18 protein-coding genes are annotated in these 19,125 nt (G+C 72.3%); 13 read left to right on the forward strand and 5 right to left on the reverse strand.

Going from position 1 to position 19,125, the window contains the following annotated elements:
• Positions 1-2: 2 nt before the first annotated feature.
• The gene (locus OG622_RS09750) at positions 3-995 is read left to right on the forward strand and encodes a DUF3048 domain-containing protein (protein WP_371574888.1); all 993 of its coding nucleotides are present in this window, start codon (positions 3-5) and stop codon (positions 993-995) included.
• Between the two features lie 51 nt (positions 996-1,046).
• On the opposite strand, the gene OG622_RS09755 is transcribed toward OG622_RS09750, so the two are convergent.
• Complete coding sequence (locus OG622_RS09755; protein WP_371574889.1) at positions 1,047-1,508, reverse strand: MarR family winged helix-turn-helix transcriptional regulator; 462 nt, start codon at positions 1,506-1,508, stop codon at positions 1,047-1,049.
• Positions 1,509-1,769: 261 nt separating this feature from the next.
• Between OG622_RS09755 and OG622_RS09760 the strand changes: the two genes are divergently transcribed.
• From OG622_RS09760 to pcaD, 5 genes are read left to right on the forward strand one after another with little or no spacing between them, the layout of a single operon-like run.
• Entirely contained in the window at positions 1,770-1,904 is a 135-nt protein-coding gene (locus OG622_RS09760; RefSeq protein ID WP_371574890.1) for a hypothetical protein, read from the forward strand.
• 9 nt (positions 1,905-1,913) lie between these two features.
• Complete coding sequence (gene pcaH, locus OG622_RS09765; protein WP_371574891.1) at positions 1,914-2,687, forward strand: protocatechuate 3,4-dioxygenase subunit beta; 774 nt, start codon at positions 1,914-1,916, stop codon at positions 2,685-2,687.
• 6 nt (positions 2,688-2,693) lie between these two features.
• Positions 2,694-3,299, forward strand: a complete 606-nt coding sequence (pcaG, locus tag OG622_RS09770; RefSeq protein WP_371574892.1) for a protocatechuate 3,4-dioxygenase subunit alpha — start codon at positions 2,694-2,696, stop codon at positions 3,297-3,299.
• On the forward strand, positions 3,296-4,672 hold the full coding sequence (gene pcaB / locus OG622_RS09775) for a 3-carboxy-cis,cis-muconate cycloisomerase (RefSeq protein ID WP_371574893.1): 1,377 nt from the start codon (positions 3,296-3,298) through the stop codon (positions 4,670-4,672). The genes pcaG and pcaB overlap by 4 nt, the downstream gene beginning before the upstream one ends.
• Positions 4,669-5,805 carry a 3-oxoadipate enol-lactonase gene (pcaD, locus tag OG622_RS09780; RefSeq protein ID WP_371574894.1) on the forward strand — a complete coding sequence of 379 codons (1,137 nt, stop codon included), beginning with the start codon at positions 4,669-4,671 and terminating at the stop codon, positions 5,803-5,805. The genes pcaB and pcaD overlap by 4 nt, the downstream gene beginning before the upstream one ends.
• Here pcaD and OG622_RS09785 read toward each other — a convergent pair.
• Positions 5,798-8,470, reverse strand: a complete 2,673-nt coding sequence (locus OG622_RS09785; protein ID WP_371574895.1) for an AAA family ATPase — start codon at positions 8,468-8,470, stop codon at positions 5,798-5,800. The genes pcaD and OG622_RS09785 overlap by 8 nt on opposite strands.
• Positions 8,471-8,713: 243 nt before the next feature.
• Between OG622_RS09785 and OG622_RS09790 the strand changes: the two genes are divergently transcribed.
• Positions 8,714-9,349, forward strand: coding sequence for a hypothetical protein (locus OG622_RS09790; RefSeq protein WP_371574896.1), 636 nt, complete (start codon positions 8,714-8,716; stop codon positions 9,347-9,349).
• Positions 9,346-10,413 (forward strand): DUF2510 domain-containing protein, encoded by a 1,068-nt coding sequence (locus tag OG622_RS09795; RefSeq protein WP_371574897.1) that lies wholly within the window; start codon positions 9,346-9,348, stop codon positions 10,411-10,413. Before OG622_RS09790 ends, OG622_RS09795 begins: the two co-directional genes overlap by 4 nt.
• A 171-nt stretch (positions 10,414-10,584) precedes the next feature.
• Here the strand turns inward: OG622_RS09795 and OG622_RS09800 are convergent, their stop codons facing one another.
• Complete coding sequence (locus tag OG622_RS09800; protein WP_371574900.1) at positions 10,585-11,199, reverse strand: TetR/AcrR family transcriptional regulator C-terminal ligand-binding domain-containing protein; 615 nt, start codon at positions 11,197-11,199, stop codon at positions 10,585-10,587.
• Between the two features lie 250 nt (positions 11,200-11,449).
• Between OG622_RS09800 and OG622_RS09805 the strand changes: the two genes are divergently transcribed.
• Both OG622_RS09805 and OG622_RS09810 read left to right on the forward strand, forming a co-directional pair.
• A complete protein-coding gene (locus OG622_RS09805) occupies positions 11,450-12,250 on the forward strand; it encodes a phosphatase PAP2 family protein (protein ID WP_371574901.1) in 801 nt (266 codons plus the stop codon).
• Entirely contained in the window at positions 12,247-13,218 is a 972-nt protein-coding gene (locus OG622_RS09810) for a hypothetical protein (protein ID WP_371574903.1), read from the forward strand. The genes OG622_RS09805 and OG622_RS09810 overlap by 4 nt, the downstream gene beginning before the upstream one ends.
• Positions 13,219-13,530: 312 nt before the next feature.
• Here the strand turns inward: OG622_RS09810 and OG622_RS09815 are convergent, their stop codons facing one another.
• Positions 13,531-15,582: a phosphocholine-specific phospholipase C gene (locus OG622_RS09815; protein ID WP_371574905.1), complete on the reverse strand. Its 2,052-nt coding sequence runs from the start codon at positions 15,580-15,582 to the stop codon at positions 13,531-13,533.
• Between the two features lie 285 nt (positions 15,583-15,867).
• On the opposite strand from OG622_RS09815, the gene OG622_RS09820 reads away from it, so the two are divergent.
• From OG622_RS09820 to OG622_RS09830, 3 genes are read left to right on the forward strand one after another with little or no spacing between them, the layout of a single operon-like run.
• The gene (locus tag OG622_RS09820; RefSeq protein WP_371574907.1) at positions 15,868-16,932 is read left to right on the forward strand and encodes a Rieske 2Fe-2S domain-containing protein; all 1,065 of its coding nucleotides are present in this window, start codon (positions 15,868-15,870) and stop codon (positions 16,930-16,932) included.
• The gene (locus OG622_RS09825; protein ID WP_371574909.1) at positions 16,929-17,111 is read left to right on the forward strand and encodes a hypothetical protein; all 183 of its coding nucleotides are present in this window, start codon (positions 16,929-16,931) and stop codon (positions 17,109-17,111) included. Before OG622_RS09820 ends, OG622_RS09825 begins: the two co-directional genes overlap by 4 nt.
• On the forward strand, positions 17,108-18,061 hold the full coding sequence (locus tag OG622_RS09830) for a 2Fe-2S iron-sulfur cluster-binding protein (protein WP_371574911.1): 954 nt from the start codon (positions 17,108-17,110) through the stop codon (positions 18,059-18,061). The genes OG622_RS09825 and OG622_RS09830 overlap by 4 nt, the downstream gene beginning before the upstream one ends.
• On the opposite strand, the gene OG622_RS09835 is transcribed toward OG622_RS09830, so the two are convergent.
• Positions 18,038-18,931, reverse strand: a complete 894-nt coding sequence (locus OG622_RS09835) for an IclR family transcriptional regulator C-terminal domain-containing protein (RefSeq protein WP_371574913.1) — start codon at positions 18,929-18,931, stop codon at positions 18,038-18,040. The genes OG622_RS09830 and OG622_RS09835 overlap by 24 nt on opposite strands.
• Positions 18,932-19,125 lie beyond the last annotated feature (194 nt).

The following is a 19,125-nucleotide window of genomic DNA, read 5'->3' on the forward strand; positions in this document are numbered from 1 at the left end:
AGATGACCACGGCGCACAGAAAACTCCGCGCACGGCGGGCGCGGCACCGCTCGTCGGCGGGACCCCTGCTCGCCGCCCTGACCGCGGCCGCCCTGCTGGCGGGCTGCACCGTGACCGGCACGGACGGCGACGGACGTGGACGGGACGACGGCCGCCGGGACGGTCAGGTCAGCGCGCCGCCCGTCGGCTCCGTACTCGCCGTGAAGATCGACAACGTCTCCGCCGCCCGCCCCCAGACCGGCCTCGACGCCGCCGACATCGTCTACGCCGAGCAGGTCGAGGGCGGCCTCAGCCGGCTGATGGCCGTGTTCGCGACCGAGTTCCCGGAGACGGTCGGCCCGGTGCGCAGCGCCCGCGAATCCGACCTGGAGCTGCTGCGCCAGTTCCACGAGCCGACCCTGGCCTTCTCGGGCGCGCAGGGCAAGCTCCTTCCCCTGATAGACAGGGCACCCCTGCGGGCGGAAACCCCCGAGGACGCCGAGGACGCGTACTTCCGGGGCGACGAGAAGCCCATCCCGCACAACCTGTACCTGCGCCCCGACGAGCTGATCGACTCCCCACCCGGCGCCGACGCCCTCACCACCGGCTTCCGCTTCGGCCCCGCCCCCGCCGGCGGCGCCCCCGAGGACTCCCGCACGGTCCGCTATCCGGCGGCCCGCTTCACCTTCACCTGGTCCGACGACAGCCGCCGCTGGCAGGTCTCCATGGACGGCACCCCGACGGTCACCACCGACGACACCCGAGTCGCCCCGGCCACGGTGGTCGTCCAGTACGTGACGATCCGCGAGTCCCGGTTCCACGACTACCTGGGCAACAACACCCCGTACACGGAGACGGTGGGCTCCGGCCGCGCGGAGATACTGCGGGACGGCCAGGTCTTCGACACGACCTGGAAGCGGAAGGCCCCGACGGACGGCACGAGCTTCACGACGACGGACGGCAAACCGATGAACTTCGCGGAGGGCCAGGTGTGGGTGGTGTACGCGAAGGCGTGAGCGGGCCGGGCCACGATCCGCCCGCGGCCGGCCGACGACCCACCGGCGAAGCTACCGCGCACCCGAGGACTCGGCCGGGCTGCGCAGCTCTTCCGCCGCGTCGGCGACCCGCCGTATCAGCTCGAAGAAGACCTCCTGCTCCTCCGCCGACAAAGGCGCCAGGAACACCTGGTTCATCCGAGCCGTCCGCACCGTGAGCTTGCGATGCGTCCGCACGCCGTCCTCCGTGAGCCGCAGCAGGAACCGCCGCCCGTCCTGCGGATCGCGCACCTTGTCGAGGAGACCCCTGCGCCCGAGCCGGCTGATGACCTCGGACATCGTGGACCGGTCGAGCCCCACCCGCTCCCCCACCGTGCGCTGGTCGAGCCCCGGCTCGGCGACGAGCGTGTTGAGGACCGCGAACTGCGGCGAGGTGGTCTCCTCGGAGACCATCACGTTCCACAGCAGATAGTGGGCCTGCTGCAGTCGTCGGGCCAGGTGCCCGGGGTGGGCGGAGAGGTCCACCGCGGCCATGTTCGCTCCTCGACTCGGACGGGTCGGCTTCGTCGACCGTCTACCTTCACCGCCAGGCAACGACGACGATTCGTTTGTGCACTGACCAATATCCGCCACCCGGCGGGACATGTCCATCACCGGGCGGACAAGTGGCCCTGCCTTTCTCGTGGGACCTTGACGAGGGAACCGTCAGGTGGCAGCGTGAAGGAAACTTCACCGAAATGCTCAGTGCCCTGATCAATTGATCGCCGGGTGCTCGGACGAGACGGGGCCTCGCGGATGGACAAGGTGGTCGCCACAGCGCTGGAGGCGGTGGCCGATGTACCGGACGGCGCGACACTCGCCGTCGGCGCCTCCACTCTCGGCATCGGCATCGGCATCGGCCAGGGCCTCGCCCTCGTTCTGGAGCGCTAAGGAACCCCCATGACTCTCACCCAAGCGGACATCGACCAGGAGATCGCGGCCGAGCACGCCGCGTACGAGAAGCGGGTCGCCGACGGTGCGCCGGTCGAGCACCAGCCGCGCCGTGACTACGCCCCGTACCGGTCCTCGGTGCTGCGGCACCCGAAACAGCCGCCCATCGGCATCGACGTCACCAAGGACCCGGAGCTGGTGGAACTGTCCTCCCCCGCCTTCGGGGAACGGGACATCACCGAGATCGACAACGACCTGACCCGGCAGCACAACGGCGAGCCGATCGGTGAGCGCATCACCCTCTCCGGCAGGCTCCTCGACCACGACGGACGCCCGCTGCGCGGCCAGCTGGTCGAGATCTGGCAGTCCAACTCCGCCGGCCGCTACGCCCACCAGCGCGAGCAGCACGACGCGCCCCTGGACCCGAACTTCACCGGCGTCGGCCGCACGCTGACCGACGACGACGGGCACTACCACTTCACCACGATCCAGCCGGGCCCGTACCCGTGGCGCAACCACGTCAACGCCTGGCGGCCGGCCCACATCCACTTCTCGCTCTTCGGCACGGCGTTCACCCAGCGGCTCGTGACGCAGATGTACTTCCCGAGCGACCCGCTGTTCCCGTACGACCCGATCATCCAGTCGGTGACGGACGACGCGGCCCGCCAGCGGCTCGTCGCGACCTACGACCACAGCCTGTCGGTGCCTGAGTTCTCGATGGGCTACGTCTGGGACATCGTGCTCGACGGCCCGAAGGCCACCTGGATCGAAGAAGGACGCTGACCTGCCATGACGAAGATCGACACAAGCCGCCCGGAAACGGTGCTCCCGACCCCGTCGCACACCGTCGGCCCCTTCTACGGCCACGCCCTGCCCTTCCCCGGCGGCGGCGACATCGCCCCCGCCGGCCACCCCGACACGATCACGCTCCAGGGCTACATCCTCGACGGCGAGGGCAACCCGCTGCCGGACGCCTTCCTGGAGCTGTGGGGACCCGACCCGGACGGCAACCTCTCCCAGGTCGACGGCTCCATGCGGCGCGACACGGCGAGCGGCGGCTTCATGGGCCGCAACGGCGTGGAGTTCACCGGCTGGGGCCGCGTCCAGACCGACACCATCGGGCACTGGACCGCGCGTACGCTGCGGCCCGGCGCGCGCGGGCGGAACGCGCCGTACCTCAGCGTGTGCGTCTTCGCGCGCGGCCTGCTCGTGCATCTGTTCACCCGGATCTACCTGCCGGGCGACGGGGCCGCGCTCGCCGCCGACCCGCTGCTCTCCCGGGTGGACGAGGCGCGCCGGAGCACGCTGATCGCCGCGGACCAGGGCAACGGCACCTACCGTTTCGACATCCGCCTTCAGGGCGAAGGCGAGACGGTATTCCTGGAGTTCCAGTGACTTCTGCCGACGCCGACACCGGTCTGCTCGCCCCCGGGTGGACCGGTTCCCCGGCCGCGGCCTCGACCGGCGACACCGCCTACCTGCAGGCGCTGCTCGACGCCGAGGCCGCACTGACCCGCGCCCAGGCGGCGCTGGGACTGGCCCCCGCCGCGGCCGGGCCCGCGGTGACCTCGGCGGCGGATGCCGCCGCCTTCGACACGCGGTCCCTCGCGGAGCGCGCCCGCGGCGGCGGCAACCCGGTGATCCCCCTGGTCGCGGACCTCACGACGGCGGTCGGCGGCGAGTACGGCCCGTACGTCCACCGGGGCGCGACCAGCCAGGACATCATGGACACGGCGACGATGCTGGTCGCCGCCCGCACCCTCGACCTGATCCTGGCCGACCTCGGCCGTACGGAGTCCGCGCTGGCCGCCGTCGCCGCCGCGCACCGGGACACCGCGATGCCGGGCCGCACCCTCACCCAGCACGCCGTGCCCACGACCTTCGGGCTGAAGGCGGCGGGCTGGCGCTCGCTGATCCTGGACGCCAGGGACCGGCTCACGGCCGTACGGGCAGACCTGCCCGCCCAACTCGGCGGCGCGGCGGGCACGCTGGCGGCCTTCACGGTCTTCCGGACGACCGGCGCCCAGGCCGCGGCGGACTCCGCGACCCAGGTCGACCCGCACGCCCTGGTCGCCGCGTACGCCCGTGAACTCGGCCTGCGTGAACCCGAGTTGCCCTGGCACACCCTGCGCACCCCGATCGCGGACCTCGCCGGAGCGTTGGCCTTCGCCGCGGGCGCCCTGGGGAAGGTCGCGGTGGACGTACTCACCCTGGCCCGGACGGAGATCGCGGAGGTCGCTGAGGGCAGCGGGGGCGGTTCGTCGGCGATGCCGCACAAGGCGAACCCCGTACGGTCCACGCTGATCGCGGCGGCGGCCCGGCGGGCGCCCCAGCTGGCGGCGACGCTGTACGGCGCGCTGACCGCCGAGGACGAGCGACCGGCCGGGGCGTGGCACGCCGAGTGGGAGCCGTTGCGCGATCTGCTCCGGCTGGTCGGGGGTGCGGCGCGGGACGCGGTGGACCTCACGCGGGGACTCCGGGTGAACGCCGACGTGATGCGCCGACATCTGGACCTCACCCATGGGTTGATCGTCTCCGAGCGGCTGGCGGCCGAGCTGACCCCGGTGCTGGGCCGGGCCGTCGCCAAGGAGCTGCTGACCCGGACGGCGAAACGGGTCCACGCCGAGGGCCGGCCACTGAGCGAACTGCTGCTGGAGGAGCCGGAGTTGAAGGACGCCGCGCCCGCACTCATCGCGGAACTCACCGATCCCACCCACTACACCGGCTCCGCCGGAGCCCTCACCGACCGTGCCCTGGAGCGACGTTGACCGACAAGCTGCTCAACCACCGCGTGGAGGGTCCGCCGTCCGCTCCTCCGCTGCTGCTCGGCCCCTCCCTCGGCACGTCGACCAGGCTGTGGGACAAGGTGGCGCCCGAGCTGTCGATCACGCACCGGGTGATCCGCTGGGACCTGCCGGGGCACGGCGACTCCCCCGCCGGCCTGATCGCCCCGGGTGCGACGGTCGGCGATCTGGCCGCACTGGTGCTGGCGCTGGCGGACGCGCTGGGTGTCGAGCGGTTCGCCTACGCGGGTGTGTCCCTGGGCGGCGCGGTCGGTCTGCAGCTGGCCGCGCACCACCCGGAGCGGGTCTCGTCCCTCGCCGTGATCTGCTCCTCGGCGCACTTCAACGGGGCCAAGCCGTGGCGGGAACGGGCGGAACTGGTGCGCCGGGAAGGGCTGGCCGGGCTCGCGGAAAGCGCCGACTCGCGTTGGTTCACGCCCGGTTTCACCGTGCCGGAGCTGGTCGACGACCACCGGAACGCCGACCCGGAGGCGTACGCCGCCTGCTGCGACGCGCTCGGCGCGTTCGACATCCGCGAGGACCTGCCCAGAATCTCCGCGCCCACGCTCCTCGTGGCCGGCCGGCAGGACCCGGCGACGCCGCCCGCGCAGCTGCGGGAGATCGCGGACGCGGTGCCCGGATCGTCACTCACGGAGATCCCCGGCGCGTCCCATCTCGCGCCCGCCGAGCGCCCGGAAGCCGTACTGGCGGCGCTGCGCGGGCACTTCGACGGATACGCGAAGCGCGGTATGGAGGTGCGCCGTCAGGTCCTCGGCGACGCGCACGTGGACCGCGCCCAGTCCCGGCAGACGCCGTTCACGGCCCGCTTCCAGGACTTCATCTCCCGCTACGCCTGGGGTGAGATCTGGACCGACCCCACACTGTCCCACCGCGAACGCAGCATGATCACACTGACCGCGCTGGTCGCCCACGGCCACTACGACGAACTGGCCATGCACATCCGCGCGGCCCGCCGCAACGGCCTCACCCCGGAGGAGATCGGCGCCGTCCTCCTCCAGACCGCCGTGTACTGCGGAGTCCCGGCGGCGAACTCCGCGTTCGCGACGGCCCAGCGGGTACTGGCGGAGGAGGACGCGGACCGGGACCCAACTACATGAGTCCGTCCAGCGCCTTCCTCGCCCGCTCGACCAGTCCGTCCGCGCCACAGGACTCGGCCAGGGTCAGGCCCCGGTTGAGCTCGGAGACCGAGCGGATGGCGATGCCGTGGTCGACGCGGGCCGCCGCGTGCTCGTAGGCCGAGGGCGAGGCCGCGAGGTAGGTGACCGCCTGGGCGTACAGGGAGGCGGCCTGTTTGCCGGTGGCGAGAAAGGCCTCGACGCGCAGAGCCTCACCGATGGCGGTGTCCGTGCCGAGGCGTTCGGCACGGCGGCGGACGCTCACGGCGAGTTCGGCGGCGCGGCGCGGGTCCTCGGAGACAAGCGCGCGGGCGAGGTCTCCTCCCCAAGGGGCGATGACCGTGTTGTGGTGGCCCCGGGCGGCCGCCGCCTTCTCCGCGGCCTCCAGTTCGTTGATGCCGTCCTTGGTGCGGCCGACGGCGAGCAGCAGCCGGCCCCGTACGGAACGGGGGTCGGGCAGCACGACGGTGGACGGATACGGAGGCGCGAAACCGTGCTCCTCGGCGACCGCCCAGGCCTCCTGGACATGGCCGCGGGCGAGCAGTGTGTCGACCAGGTTGCAGGTCGACGACCAGTGCAGCGGCAGCCCGCGGCCCACCCGCTCGGCGAAGGCCAGCGACTTGCGCAGGGATTCCTCCGCCTCCCTGAGGCGGCCCCGCATGCGATGTCCGTGTCCGACGTAGGCGTGGGCCAGGGCGAGATGGCCGCCGCTCCACCCGGCGCTCTCGTAGGTGCGCAGGGCCTCCGTGTAGAGGCTCTCCGCCCGGTCGAGCCGGTCCGCGTAGGCGTACGCGATGGCCAGCATCAGCGGCAGTTCGATGTCCCACTCGCCGGCGGTCCAGCCGAGGCCCGGCGCCAGTCGGCCGTTGACGAGGGCGCGGTCGCAGAACTCGACGACCTCCTCGGCGTTCTCACCCCGCACCACGGCGTCGAAACCGCGCAGGATGAGCAGCGCGCGCTCGGAGTTGTCCTTCCCCGTGCAGGCCGCGGCGAGGGCGGACAGCTCCTGGGAGTGGGTCGGTGAGAGTTCCACGTCGGCGTGGATGACCGACCACATGTAGTGGGCGGCCTGGAGCCGCATCCGGCCCGGGCCCGGTTCCATCCGGGCAGCTTCCGCGTCGACCGTGCGGACCGCCTCCTCCAACTGGTCGTTGTGGAGCAGCGCCTGGGAGAGACGGAAGACCGCGTTCACGCGCTCGGCGCTGTCCAGGCCCGGCTCGGCGAGCGCCGAGCGGAGGTACTCGACGGTGGTGGCGGGCGAGGTGAGAAGGGTGGCGCAGCCCAGTTCGTAGAGCACCCGGACACGGACGTCCTGCTCCGGCGGCTCCTTCAGGGCACGCTCCAGACAGCGGCGGGCGGCGTCCGGGGCGCCCACGGCGAGGTGCTCGCGCGCTGCGGCGCGCAGCTGTTCGACCAGTTCGGGGTCGCCGTCGGCGTGCACTTCGACGAGGTGGCGTGAGGCCGCCGCGGCGCCCCGCCCGGACTCGCTGACGACTGTCGCGGCCACGCCGTGGAACGCCGTGCGGATGCCCGACGGGATCGACTTGTAGACCGCGGTGGCGATCAACGGGTGCACGAACTCCAGATCGCCGGCCCCCGCCCGGCGGTTGGCCGGACTGGATTCGGTGAGGATGCGGGCCTCGGTCAGCAGGTGAGCGCACTCCGCCGCCGTCTCCCGGCTCAGGGAGGCGAGCCGGGCGACGATCTCCACGGAGATGCCGGTGTGCAGGATGGCCGCCGCATAGGCGAAGCGGGTGGCGTCGACGCCGAGCGCTTCCAGGCGGGCGACGAGGCCGATTCCACGTGCCGCCCGGTTCAGGGCGCGCAGTTCGGCGGCGGAGCCCTCGGCCGGTTCCAGCCCGCTGTCCTGCACCTTGGCGAGGAGCTCGACGGTGTCGTACGGGTTGCCGCCGGTCACCGCCCACACCTCGCGGCAGAACGGGTCGTCGGCGTGTTCGCCGATCGTGGCGCGGGTGAGCCCGGCGGTGGCCTCGGGCGTGAGCGACCTGACCGTGGCGACCGGGCGGGCCCTGGCGGCGACCCGGGCCAGATGGCGGGTTCCCTCGCCGGTGGCCTCACCGGGGCGGCGGGCCACCAGGACGAGGACGCACATCTCCGTGAGGCGCTCGGCGACGGCGGACAGCCAGTGCAGGGTCTCCTGGTCCGCCCAGTGCGCGTCGTCGATGAGCAGCACGAGCGGCCAGGTCCGCCGGGAGAGCCGGTTCACGACGGCGACCAGGCCGTCGCACACGGCCTGCGGGTCGGCCGGGCCCTCGCCCGGCTCCACGAGCCCCAGTGCGGGTCCGGCGATGTCGTACCAGTCCCCCAGGTACTCGCGGATCTCCCCCTCCATCAACCCGATCAACGCGGGCTGCAGCAACTGCCGTACGACGTTGAAGGGGACCGACGCGACGGTCTCGCCGCCGCGTGCGTACCAGGCCGTGCAGCCCCGCTCCCCGGCGATCCGGCGGGCCTCGGCGAGGAGGGCGGTCTTGCCGATGCCCGCCTCGCCGCTGAACACCAGGACACTTCCCGGGGATGCCTTGTCGACGCGGAGTTCGTCGATCGCCTGTGTGATGGCGGCGATCTCCGCGTCGCGCTCCCACAGAGAAGCCGAGGCGGCCGGATCGGGCCGTCCCTCCGTCATCCCGCTACCTCCCCAAGCGCCGCCCGAACGACGTACAGGTTATTGAGCGTAGTCCTCCGACTGCCGAAGTGGAGGCTGGTCCGGGCACCTGTTGCCGTGTCGGGTGACATCGGACGGCTCCGGCGCGACGCGTCCGGCCGCCCACCGGCCACGTCGAAAGTGATGGGCAGTCAACTGCCCGTGATCGGAGGCCGGTTCTCCGGTTCTCCGCTGTGGGCGGGTCCGCACCCGCCAGGAACCGGAATGACCTCATCCGCTCATCAGGGCCCCGTGGGAGGGGAGCTCAAGGGCGCGGTGTCGGTGCTGAGGGAGTCCGCGCCACCGGGCAGGCAGGGGCTGTACGGGGCGTGGCAGTCGTTCACGGTGGCGCTGGGGCTGCTGGGCGGGGCGGGAGTGGCCGCCCTGCCGGCCGCCGTCCTGTCCTCGGGAGAACTGAAGTCGTGGGGGTGGCGGCTTCCGTTCCTGTTGACGCCGGCGCTCGGCCTCGGCGCGCTGCGGCTGCGACTGCGGCTGCGGCTGCGGCTGGACGAGACGCCGGCCTTCCGACAGGGACAGCAAGGCGCGCGGCCCGCGCCGAGGACCACGGGCAAGGAGCTGTTCCACGGCGGCTGTCCGCGCGCCGCGCCGGCCGAGTTTCCGGTGCCGCGCCCGGCGGACGTCGTCGCGCCCCTCACCCTTCTCACCGCCCGCACGGTCGCGGATGCCACGCCCGCGGTAAGGGCGTTCGCCCCGTGCCCGCGCCGGACGCCCCCGTCGTGTGTTCCGCTGCGGCCGGTGTCGTCGGACTCGGCCGGTCGGCGGGGAAATCGTGGCGGGCGCGCGGATAACCGTCCCCCTCTCATCCGCTTTTCACTCCGGCCTCATACGGTTGCACCATGACGCAGGTGACTCCTCCCGGCTGGTACCCCGACCCCGGCCAGACAAGTGACGCGCCCGCCACCGAGCGCTGGTGGGACGGCAAGACGTGGACGGACCAGATCCGGCCCGCGGGTTCGGCCGCGGGGTTCGGCCCCCCGGTCCACCCGCCGGGCGCCGGTCCGTACCCGCCGAGCGCCGGTCCGTACCCGCCAGGGGCCGGGGGCCACCCGGGGTACCCCGGATATCCCGGCTATCCGGTCTCGCCTCCGAAGCGCGGCCTGCGCATCGGGATAGCCATCGCCGTGGCGGCCGCGGTGCTGGCCAGCATCGGGGTGGGCGTGTACGCCCTGACACGCGGCGACAGTGGCAGCGAAGGCAGTACGACGTCCCAGGGCTCCGGCGGGCAGAACGGCCAGGGCGGTACCGACGGTGGATCGGGCGGGCCGGGCTCCAGCTCCGGCGGCCAGGGCGGACCCGGTGGATCGGGCGGCTCGGACGGCCAGACCCCCGCGCCGGACGGCTCCGGGCAGCCGCCGCAGACCGAGGAGGGGTACGCCACCGACACGACCAGCGGCATCAGCATCCCCGTGCCCGACGGCTGGCTCGGCTCGCCCCTGCAGGCCGGCGCCCAGGTGACGACGGAGGCGTCGTACGAGTGCCCGGCCGACGCCACGAAGACCTGCACGCGCGGCGGCGCCTACTCGTCGCCCGCCGAGCTGCTGAAGCTGAAGGCCACCACCGCCGAGGCGGCCGCCAAGGAGGACATCTCCCAGGCCGCCGAGGACGCCTACGGCTCCGAGGGCTACGGGAAGATCACCTCCCACGAGGAGCTGGCCTCCAAGGCGGTGACCGTGGCCGGCGAGAAGGGCTACTACGTCCGCTGGAAGGTGGTCACGGGCAAGGGCGACGACGGCTACGTCGAGTCGCTGGCCTTCCCCTCACCGGCCGACTCCAAGCAGCTCGTCGTGGTCCGCTTCGGCATCGACGTGAGCGGCGAGGCGCCCAAGCAGTCGGTCATCGACGACATCACCAACGGCATCAAGAAGGCGGCGATCAGCGGGGGCGGCAGCGGTCAGGACGTGTGACTCTTCGCACGCCCGTCCCGCTCCGGCCGATCGGCCGGAAAAGTCGGCCGGGTGGGGTTCCTCTCCGCTCCAGAGGAACCCCACCCGGCCGGGGTACGCGCCGCCCCCGTCCCCACGGTGCGGCGCGATCAGGTCGTCGTCCGGTTCAGTCCACGGACGGCGGCCTGAGCCTCACTCGAGGCCGAGCGTCGGTAGCACGGCCGCCTCGATGAACTTGATGATGTATGTCTCGTCGGCGTCCCGGCCCTCCAGGACAGGGCGGGCCCGCAGTACGCCGAAGATCTGTGCCGGGACGAACTCCAGCGCCGGATGGTCCGCGGTGACCTCGCCGCGCGCCACGCCGCGGGCGATCATCGCCCGGAACGCGTCGATCTCCGGCTCCACCAGCGCGTCCCGCAGGGCCGCCCGCAACTCCTCGTCCTGCACGACGGCCTGGCCGAGGGCCTGGAACAGCCGAGCCTCCAGAACGTAGCCCTCACCGGCGTGCCGGGCCACCTCGCGCAGGTCACCGGCGAGGGTGCCGGTGTCGATCCCCGCGAAGCGGACACTACGGCGCGCGCGCAGCGCGGCCGCCACGAACTGCGGCTTCGTCCTCCACTGCCGGTAGAGCGTCGACTTGCTGCACCGCGTGGTCGCGGCGACGCCCTCCATGGTCACCGAGTCGTAACCGCACTCACGGATCTGTTCGAGCACGGCGTCGAAGAACTCCAGCTCACGCTCGGGCGTGAGTTTGGAGCGGCGCGAGGCGACGGCCGTCTCCGGCCCGTCCGCTGCCTGCGACGTCATGGCTCGTGTCTCCTTCGGTCGTCCCCAGCCGAAAGGCCTGTCGGTACGCCACTGTACCGGAACGCCGCCGTATCGGTACAGTGGCGTATCGATACCCCCCCGTTTCGGTACAGTGGCGTATCGGTACACTCTCGTATCGGTACTAGGGCGTATCGATCGCCTGCACCACCTGCACCACCTGCACCACCCGTATTGCCTGTACCGCCATGAGAACCAGCGCCACCAGCGCCATCAGTGAAAGGGCCGGGGGATGGAATGCCACACCGAGCCTGCGGAAGAGCGGGCGGCCGCGATATCGCGGCCACCCCTCGTCCGTGAGTTCCTGCTCGTCGCAGGGCTCTTCCTCGTCTACAAGTTCGGCCGGACGCTGGCCGACGGCCACACCACCGAGGCGTACCGCAACGCCCACCTCGTGTGGGACTGGGAGCGGGCCCTGCGTCTGCCGGGCGAGGGCTCCGCGCAGGCCGCGCTGCTGCACGGCGACACGCTGGTCCACATCGCGAACGTCTACTACGCGACCGTCCACTTCCCGGCCACCGCGGCCTTCCTCGTCTGGCTGTACCTGCGGCGCCCCGCGCACTACGTCTGGGCGCGCCGGGTCCTCGCCGCCCTCACCGCCGCCGCCCTGCTGCTGCACCTCGCGTTCCCGCTGGCCCCGCCGCGGATGCTGGACGTGGCCGGCCTCGTCGACACCGGACAGGTGTACGGACCGACGGTCTACTCGGCGGTGCCGGCGACCGACTCCATGGCGAACCAGTTCGCGGCGATGCCCTCGCTGCACTTCGGCTGGGCCCTGATGGTCGCGATCGGCCTGATCGCCGCGACCCGCTCCCGGTGGCGTTGGCTGTGGCTGCTGCACCCGCTGGTGACCCTGGCCGTGATCGTCGGCACCGCGAACCACTACTGGCTGGACGCGATCGTGGCGGGCACCCTGCTCGCCGTCGCCCTCGCCGTGATCCAGCTCCCGCACCGGACGGCCACGACCGCCGGGCAGCACTCCAAGGCCCTCGTACCAACCGAGGAGCCCGTCCTGGTGGGAGCGGTCCGATGAACGCCACCCTTGTCGCCGTCGCCCTGTCCCTGGTCTCCGCCGTGGCCTACGCGGCCGCCGCCGTGGCCCAGGAGCGGCTCGCCTCCCGCAGCGTCGACACGGGCGTACGGCGGATGCTCGCCAGCGGTGCCTGGTGGAGTTCGGTCGCGCTGAACGCGGGCGCCGCGCTGCTGCACGTCGTGGCCCTCAAGTACGGCCCCCTCACCGTCGTGCAGCCCCTCGGCGCGCTCACCCTCGTGGCGGCGGTGCCGCTCGGGGCGCGGGTGGCCGGGCGCCGGGTCACCGCGACGGAGTGGCGTGGCACCGCGCTCACGCTGGCCGGACTCGCCGCGATCCTGATCGCCGCGTCCGGGCCCGCCCCCGACGACGTGCTGAGCGTCCCGGAGGCCGTCGGCGTGGCCGGCGCGACCGCCGCCCTGATCGGCTTCCTCTCCCGTCCCGGCACCCGGCCCGGACTGCGTCACGCCGGCGCGTCGGGCATGGCCTCGGGCGTCGCCTCCGCGCTCACCCAGACCGTCACGGTCGCCGCGACCGACCGCTCGGGCTCCCTCCTCGACGTCGAGGTCGTCGTGGTGGCCCTGCTGGTCGCCTCGTTCGCCGTGGGCGGCCTCCTGCTCTCCCAGACCGCGTATCGAGGGGGCCTGGGCGCGCCCCTCTCGGTCGTGACCCTGGCGAACCCCCTGGCCGCCGCCGTGATCGGCCTCTCCCTCCTCGGTGAGGGTCTGCGGGGCGGCGTCGCGGGGGTGTCGCTCGCGGTGGCGGGAGCGGGGGTGGCGGCACGGGGTGTGGTGCTGTTGACCCGGGTGGCGCCGGCGGTCGAGATCCGTCCGATGGGTCCTGCCCCGGTGGACGAGGAGCACCCGGTGGCGGCCGTCCTCGCCCTGGAACCCCGACACGCCCCGACGGAACCGTCCCTGCTCCCCCGCCTGCCGAGCTCCCCGGCGCCGGGACACCTCACCCCCCTCTGACGTACGGGCGGGGGGAGGAGGCGCTCACCGGCGCCGACAGGGTGCCGCTGCGCCCACCCTCCCCCCTCCCCCACGCTCGGCTTCGCTCGCGCGGGAGGTGCCCTCATCGCCCCAGCGGCACGACTGCCCGCAGCTACGACACGCGGACCTGACTCCCGCCGCGGCCGGGTGGGGGTGCCACCCGGGTCTCCTCGCCCATACGACCGCGGCGCCCCTGGGGCCGGAGGCCTCCAGGGGCGCGGGGAACCGCGCGATCAGCCACGTACGAGCCGGGATCGCCCGACAGCGCGCTCCCCCGCGCTACCAGGCGCCCTACCGCCACCCCAGCGCCGGATCACTCACCCCCGCCCGCCCGTTCTCCACGTGCCCGGCGAACCTCCGGAGGAAGCCCCCGTCGGCGGTGACGGTCAGGTCGTACCAGCGGCGGCTCGACCGGAGGTCGAAGACCTCGCGGACGGTCGCCCCGGCCCGCACCCCGACACTGCGGGACCGGCCACCGTACGCGCTCGTGACCTTCAGACTCACCGTGCCGGAGCCCTTGTTGGTGAAGGTCAGCTCCACATCGTCGCCGATGTGTCGCGCGGTCACCTCGGGCCCGGCCGTCGACGTCTTCCCCGGCCCTTCGAAGACCCTCAGGAAGCCGTTCGGACCGTGCACCGTGAGGTCGTACGAGCCGCCGGAGTACGCGGAGTTCCACGTGTCCGACACGGCCTTGCCCGCCTCGGTGGTGTACGTCCACGGCCCGTCCGTACGGTTCCCGGAGGTGACGAGGAAGGCCGCACCCGCCTTGCCGCCGGAGGCGAACGTGAGGGTGAGGGTCCCTGCCTTCGGATCGGCCGAACCGTCCACCCTGGGCGCGTACCTGAGCGGCCGGGCCGGGCGCAGCCCCCGTTCCTGCTTCGGCATGCTGGGGTCGCCCGGCACGGCCGGCCGGTAGTCGGGGTGCCGCTCCCGGTCCTGCGGCTCGTACTCGTCCGTGTCCGGCAGCGCGGCCGGCCGGCTGTCCTTGCGGGAGAAGTCGAACGCGGCGGTGAGGTCACCGCAGACGGCCCGCCGCCACGGGGAGATGTTCGGCTCCCGCACCCCGAACCGGCGCTCCATGAAGCGCACGATCGAGGTGTGGTCGAGGGTCTCCGAGCAGACGTAACCGCCCTTGCTCCAGGGGGAGACGACCAGCATCGGTACGCGCGGGCCGAGCCCGTACGGTCCGGCGACCTGCGTCGGGCTGCCCGCGAAGAGGTCCGGGCCGACCTCGACCGTGGACCTGCCTCGGGAGGCGTCGGCCGGCGGCAGCGGCGGCACGAGGTGGTCGAAGAAGCCGTCGTTCTCGTCGTACGTGATGAACACCGCGGTCTTCGCCCAGACGGCCGGGTTGGAGGTGAGCGCGTCCAGGACCTGGGAGATGTACCAGGCGCCGTAGTTCGAGGGCCAGTTGGAGTGCTCGGAGAACGCCTCGGGCGCGGCGATCCAGGAGATCTGCGGCAGCTCACCCGCCTTGACGTCGGCCTTCAGCCGGTCGAAGTAGCCGTCGCCGGCCTTCGCGTTCGTACCCGTGCGGGCTTTGTCGTACCAGGGGTCGCCGGGCTTGGCGTTGCGGTATTTGTTGAAGTAGAGCAGCGAGTTGTCGCCGTAGTTGCCCCGGTAGGCGTCCGCTATCCAGCCCCAGGAGCCGGCCGCGTCCAGGCCGTCGCCGATGTCCTGGTAGACCTTCCAGGAGATCCCGGCCGCTTCGAGGCGCTCGGGGTAGGTCGTCCAGTCGTAGCCGACCTCGTCGTTGCCGAGGACGGGGCCGCCGCCCTTGCCGTCGTTGCCCGTGTACCCGGTCCACATGTAGTAGCGGTTCGGGTCGGTCGAGCCGATGAACGAGCAGTGGTAGGCGTCGCAGACGGTGAACGTGTCGGCGAGGGCGTAGTGGAACGGGATGTCCTCACGGGTCAGATACGCCATCGTCGTGGTGCCCTTGGCCGGCACCCACCTGTCGTACTTGCCCCCGTTGTAGGCGGCGTGCCCGTCCGGCCAGCTGTGCGGCAGGCCCTCCAGGAACTGCATGCCGAGATCGTCGGCCTCGGGGTGGAAGGGCAGCACGTCCTTGGTGCCGTCCGACTGGTGCCATACCGATTTGCCGTTGTCCAGCGTCACCGGATGCGGGTCGCCGAAGCCCCGGACGCCTCTCAGCGCGCCGAAGTAGTGGTCGAAGGACCGGTTCTCCTGCATGAGGACGACGATGTGCTCGACGTCCTCGATCGTGCCGGAACGGTGGTGCGCGGGCAGCGCCGCGGCCCGCTGGATGCTGGCCGACAGTGCGCTGAACGCCGTCGTGGCGCCCGCTACCTGGAGGAATCGCCGCCGGTTGACTTCAGGCATGGGTGGATGACCTCTTGTCCTGACGTGGTGCGTCGGATGTGACCTGCGCGGAAGGAATGGTCCAAGAGGAACCAACGCCGGGGAAGGGTCTGTGGCGCGGGTGTGACACGTGGGGGTCCGGCGTACGAACAGCGGCGGGCGGGCGCGCCACCTCCGGGCAAAGCCGCGTGCGGCGGGCTTCCGTCTGACGGAAGGGGTATTGCCCGGCCCCGCGTCCGCTCAGGAATGTGGTGGCACGCGGGGCGACGCGGCTCCGCGCTCAGGGTTCTCAGGGACGGGATCGCCATGCCTCACATGACCGCCTTCGCCAGGAATCAGTGGTACGTCGCCGCCTACGCCGAAGAGGTCGGGCGGGAGCTGCTCGGACGGACGATCCTGGGTGAGCCGCTCGTGTTCTACCGGACGGAGGAGGAGGGCACACCGGTGGCGCTGCACGACCGGTGTGTGCACCGCCGGTACCCGCTGTCGGAGAGCGGGCTGGACGGGGACCGGATCGTGTGCGGGTACCACGGCTTCACCTACGACACGACGGGCGCGTGCGTGTACGTGCCGGGGCAGAAGCGGATCCCGCGGACGGCGCGCGTGGCCTCGTACCCCGTGGTCGAGCAGGACTCGCTGATCTGGGTGTGGATAGGCGACCCGGCGCTCGCCGACCCGCAGACCATCCCGCGCGCCAAGCACCTGGCCGCCCCCGGCTGGCGCACCGTGCGCGGCATGGAGCCGATCGACGCCGACTACGGGCTGCTCGTCGACAACCTCCTCGACCTGTCCCACGAGACCTATCTGCACGGCGGCTACATCGGCACCCCCGAGGTCGCCGAGACGCCGATCACCACCGAGGTCGACGAGGGCGCGGGCGTCGTGCGGGTGAGCCGGCACATGGACGACGCGGAGTGCCCGCCGTTCTACGCGAAGTCGACCGGCATCGAGGGCCGGATCACCCGCTGGCAGGACATCGAGTACTTCGCGCCGTGCCTGTACCTGCTGCACAGCCGGATCGCCCCCGTGGGCGTGGTGCCCGAGGCCGACGGCAGCGACCCGAACGGCTTCCACACCGAGATCACGTACGCGATCACCCCGTCGGCGGACGGCAAGGTGTACGACTTCTGGATGGTCTCCCGGGACTGGGCGACCGAGAGCGACGAGGTCACCGAGTTCCTCAGGGGCAACAACCACACGGTCGTCATGCAGGACGTGGTCGCGCTGAACCTGCTCCAGGAGACGCTGGGCACCGAACGCACCGGCTACCAGGAGCTGAGCATCAACATCGACACCGGTGGTCTGGCCGCCCGGCGTATCCTCGCCCGGCTGGTCGAGCAGGGTGAGAAGCCGGTGGAGAAGGTCCAGTGAGCACACCGCCCACCTTCCGGACCGGGGAGGTCTACCGCATCAACTGGCTGCCGGGCACGGACATCCTGCACGGCACCTGTCACTGCGGGCGCGAGCACACCGCGCAGGACCCCATCGAGATGTGGGAGTGGATGCTCGCCCACCCCCAAGGACACGAGCCGCAAGGAAACAGCTCATGACCGCGTCACTCTCGCCTTCGTCGTACGAAGCCGAACTCGTCGTCGACAGCCGGGAGTTCGCGGCCGACGGCGTACTCGCGCTCACCCTGAGGCACCCGTTGGGCGAGGAACTCCCCGTCTGGGAGCCGGGCGCGCACATCGACGTGCTGCTGGGCCCGGAGCTGGAGCGGCAGTACTCCCTGTGCGGCGACCCGGCGGACCGGCACACCTGGCGGATCGGGGTTCTGCGGGAGCCCGACGGGCGTGGCGGATCGGCGTACGTGCACACGGAGTTGGCGCGGGGCGACAAGGTCCGGGTGCGCGGACCGCGCAACAACTTCGCCCTGGAGCCGGTGCCCCGCTACCGGTTCGTGGCCGGCGGCATCGGCATCACGCCCATCCTGCCGATGCTGGCCGCGGCCGAGGCCGCGGGCGCGGAGTGGTCCCTGCTGTACGGCGGGCGCAGCCGTGAATCCATGGCGTTCCGGGCGGAGTTGGGTGCGTACGGGGAACGGGTCACCGTCGCCCCGCAGGACGAGGCCGGGCTGCTCGATCTCGGGTCCGTGCTGGACGGCCTGCCCGAGGACACCCTCGTCTACTGCTGCGGGCCGGGCGCCCTGCTCGACGCGGTCGAGGAGCGGTGCCCCGGGAAGGCGCTCAGGGTCGAGCGGTTCCGGCCCAAGGAGCAGGAGACGGGCCCGGACACCGAGTTCGAGGTCGTGCTGGAGCGGACGGGGAAGACCGTCACCGTGCCCGTCGGGGTGTCCGTGCTCGACACCGTGCGCGCCGCCGGCGTCGAGGTGCTGTTCTCCTGCACGGAGGGCACCTGCGGGACCTGCGAGACGGACGTCCTGGAGGGCACCCCCGACCACCGCGACTCGGTGCTGAGCGACGAGGAACGCGAGGCCGGGGAGACCATGCTCATCTGTGTGTCCCGGTGCCAGGGGTCACGGCTGGTGCTCGACCTGTAGCGGCGCCGGTTCGGCCGTTCGCCGTGTCCTGCCGGCCCGTGGCGGCGCCGGGGCCACGGTTCGCGCCCGGCCCGTGGCCGTCCCCGTGACGCACAGGTCGGCCTCGATGCGGGCGACCGCGGCCAGCAGCTGGGGCAGCAGGTCGCGGCGTACCGACTCGACCGAGGTGCGGCCGGCGTGGACGGGGATGTTCACGCCGGCCACCACCTCGCCGTCCCGGTCCCGGACCGGGGCGGCGACCGACCGGAGCCCCTCCTCCACTTCCTGGTCGACGACGGCGTACCCCTGCCGGCGCACCCGGCGCAGCTCGGCCCTGAGCCGGTCGGCGGAGGTGAGGGTGCGCCGGGTCAGGGGCCTGAGGTCGGCGCGGGCGAGCCGGGCGTCGATCTCCTCGTCCGGCAGATGCGCGAGGACCACCCGGCCGACCGAGGTGACGTGGGCCGGGAAGCGGGTGCCCACGGTGATCGTCGCCGTCATGATGCGGCTCGCCGGGACCCTCGCCACGTACACGATGTCGTCGCCGTCCAGGACGCACAGCGAGGACGACTCCCCGACCTGCGCGACCAGCCGCTCCAGATGGGGTAGGGCGAGGTCGGGGAGGGTGAAGCCCGCCAGATACGCGTAGCCGAGTTCGAGCACGCGCGGGGTCAGCCGGAACAGCCGGCCGTCGGTGTGGACGTACCCGAGGTCGACGAGGGTGAGCAGGAAGCGGCGGGCGGCCGCCCGGGTCAGCTCGCAGGTCCTGGCGACCTCGCTCAGGGTCAGTGCGGAATGTTCGGCGTCGAAGGCCCGGATGACCGCGAGGCCCCGCTCGAAGGACCGGACGAAGTGCGGTTCGCGGGCTCCGCCGAACCGGGCTCGATCGGGCATCGTCGCCTCCAGGAGGACGCACGGAAACCGCGCGGAATCCACACAGCGCCCGCACGGAAGCCACACGAACGAAGCTCCGCACGTGCGTCCCGTACGCACGACGGTGCGTCCTGCGCACGCTAGGAGCACACTTCTGCAACTGTCAACGGCCTTGCACGGCATGGCCATTGACCCGCGACGAATGGCGTTCTACC

It is taken from the genome of Streptomyces sp. NBC_01314 (genome assembly GCF_041435215.1).
In the GTDB taxonomy this organism is placed as follows: domain Bacteria; phylum Actinomycetota; class Actinomycetes; order Streptomycetales; family Streptomycetaceae; genus Streptomyces.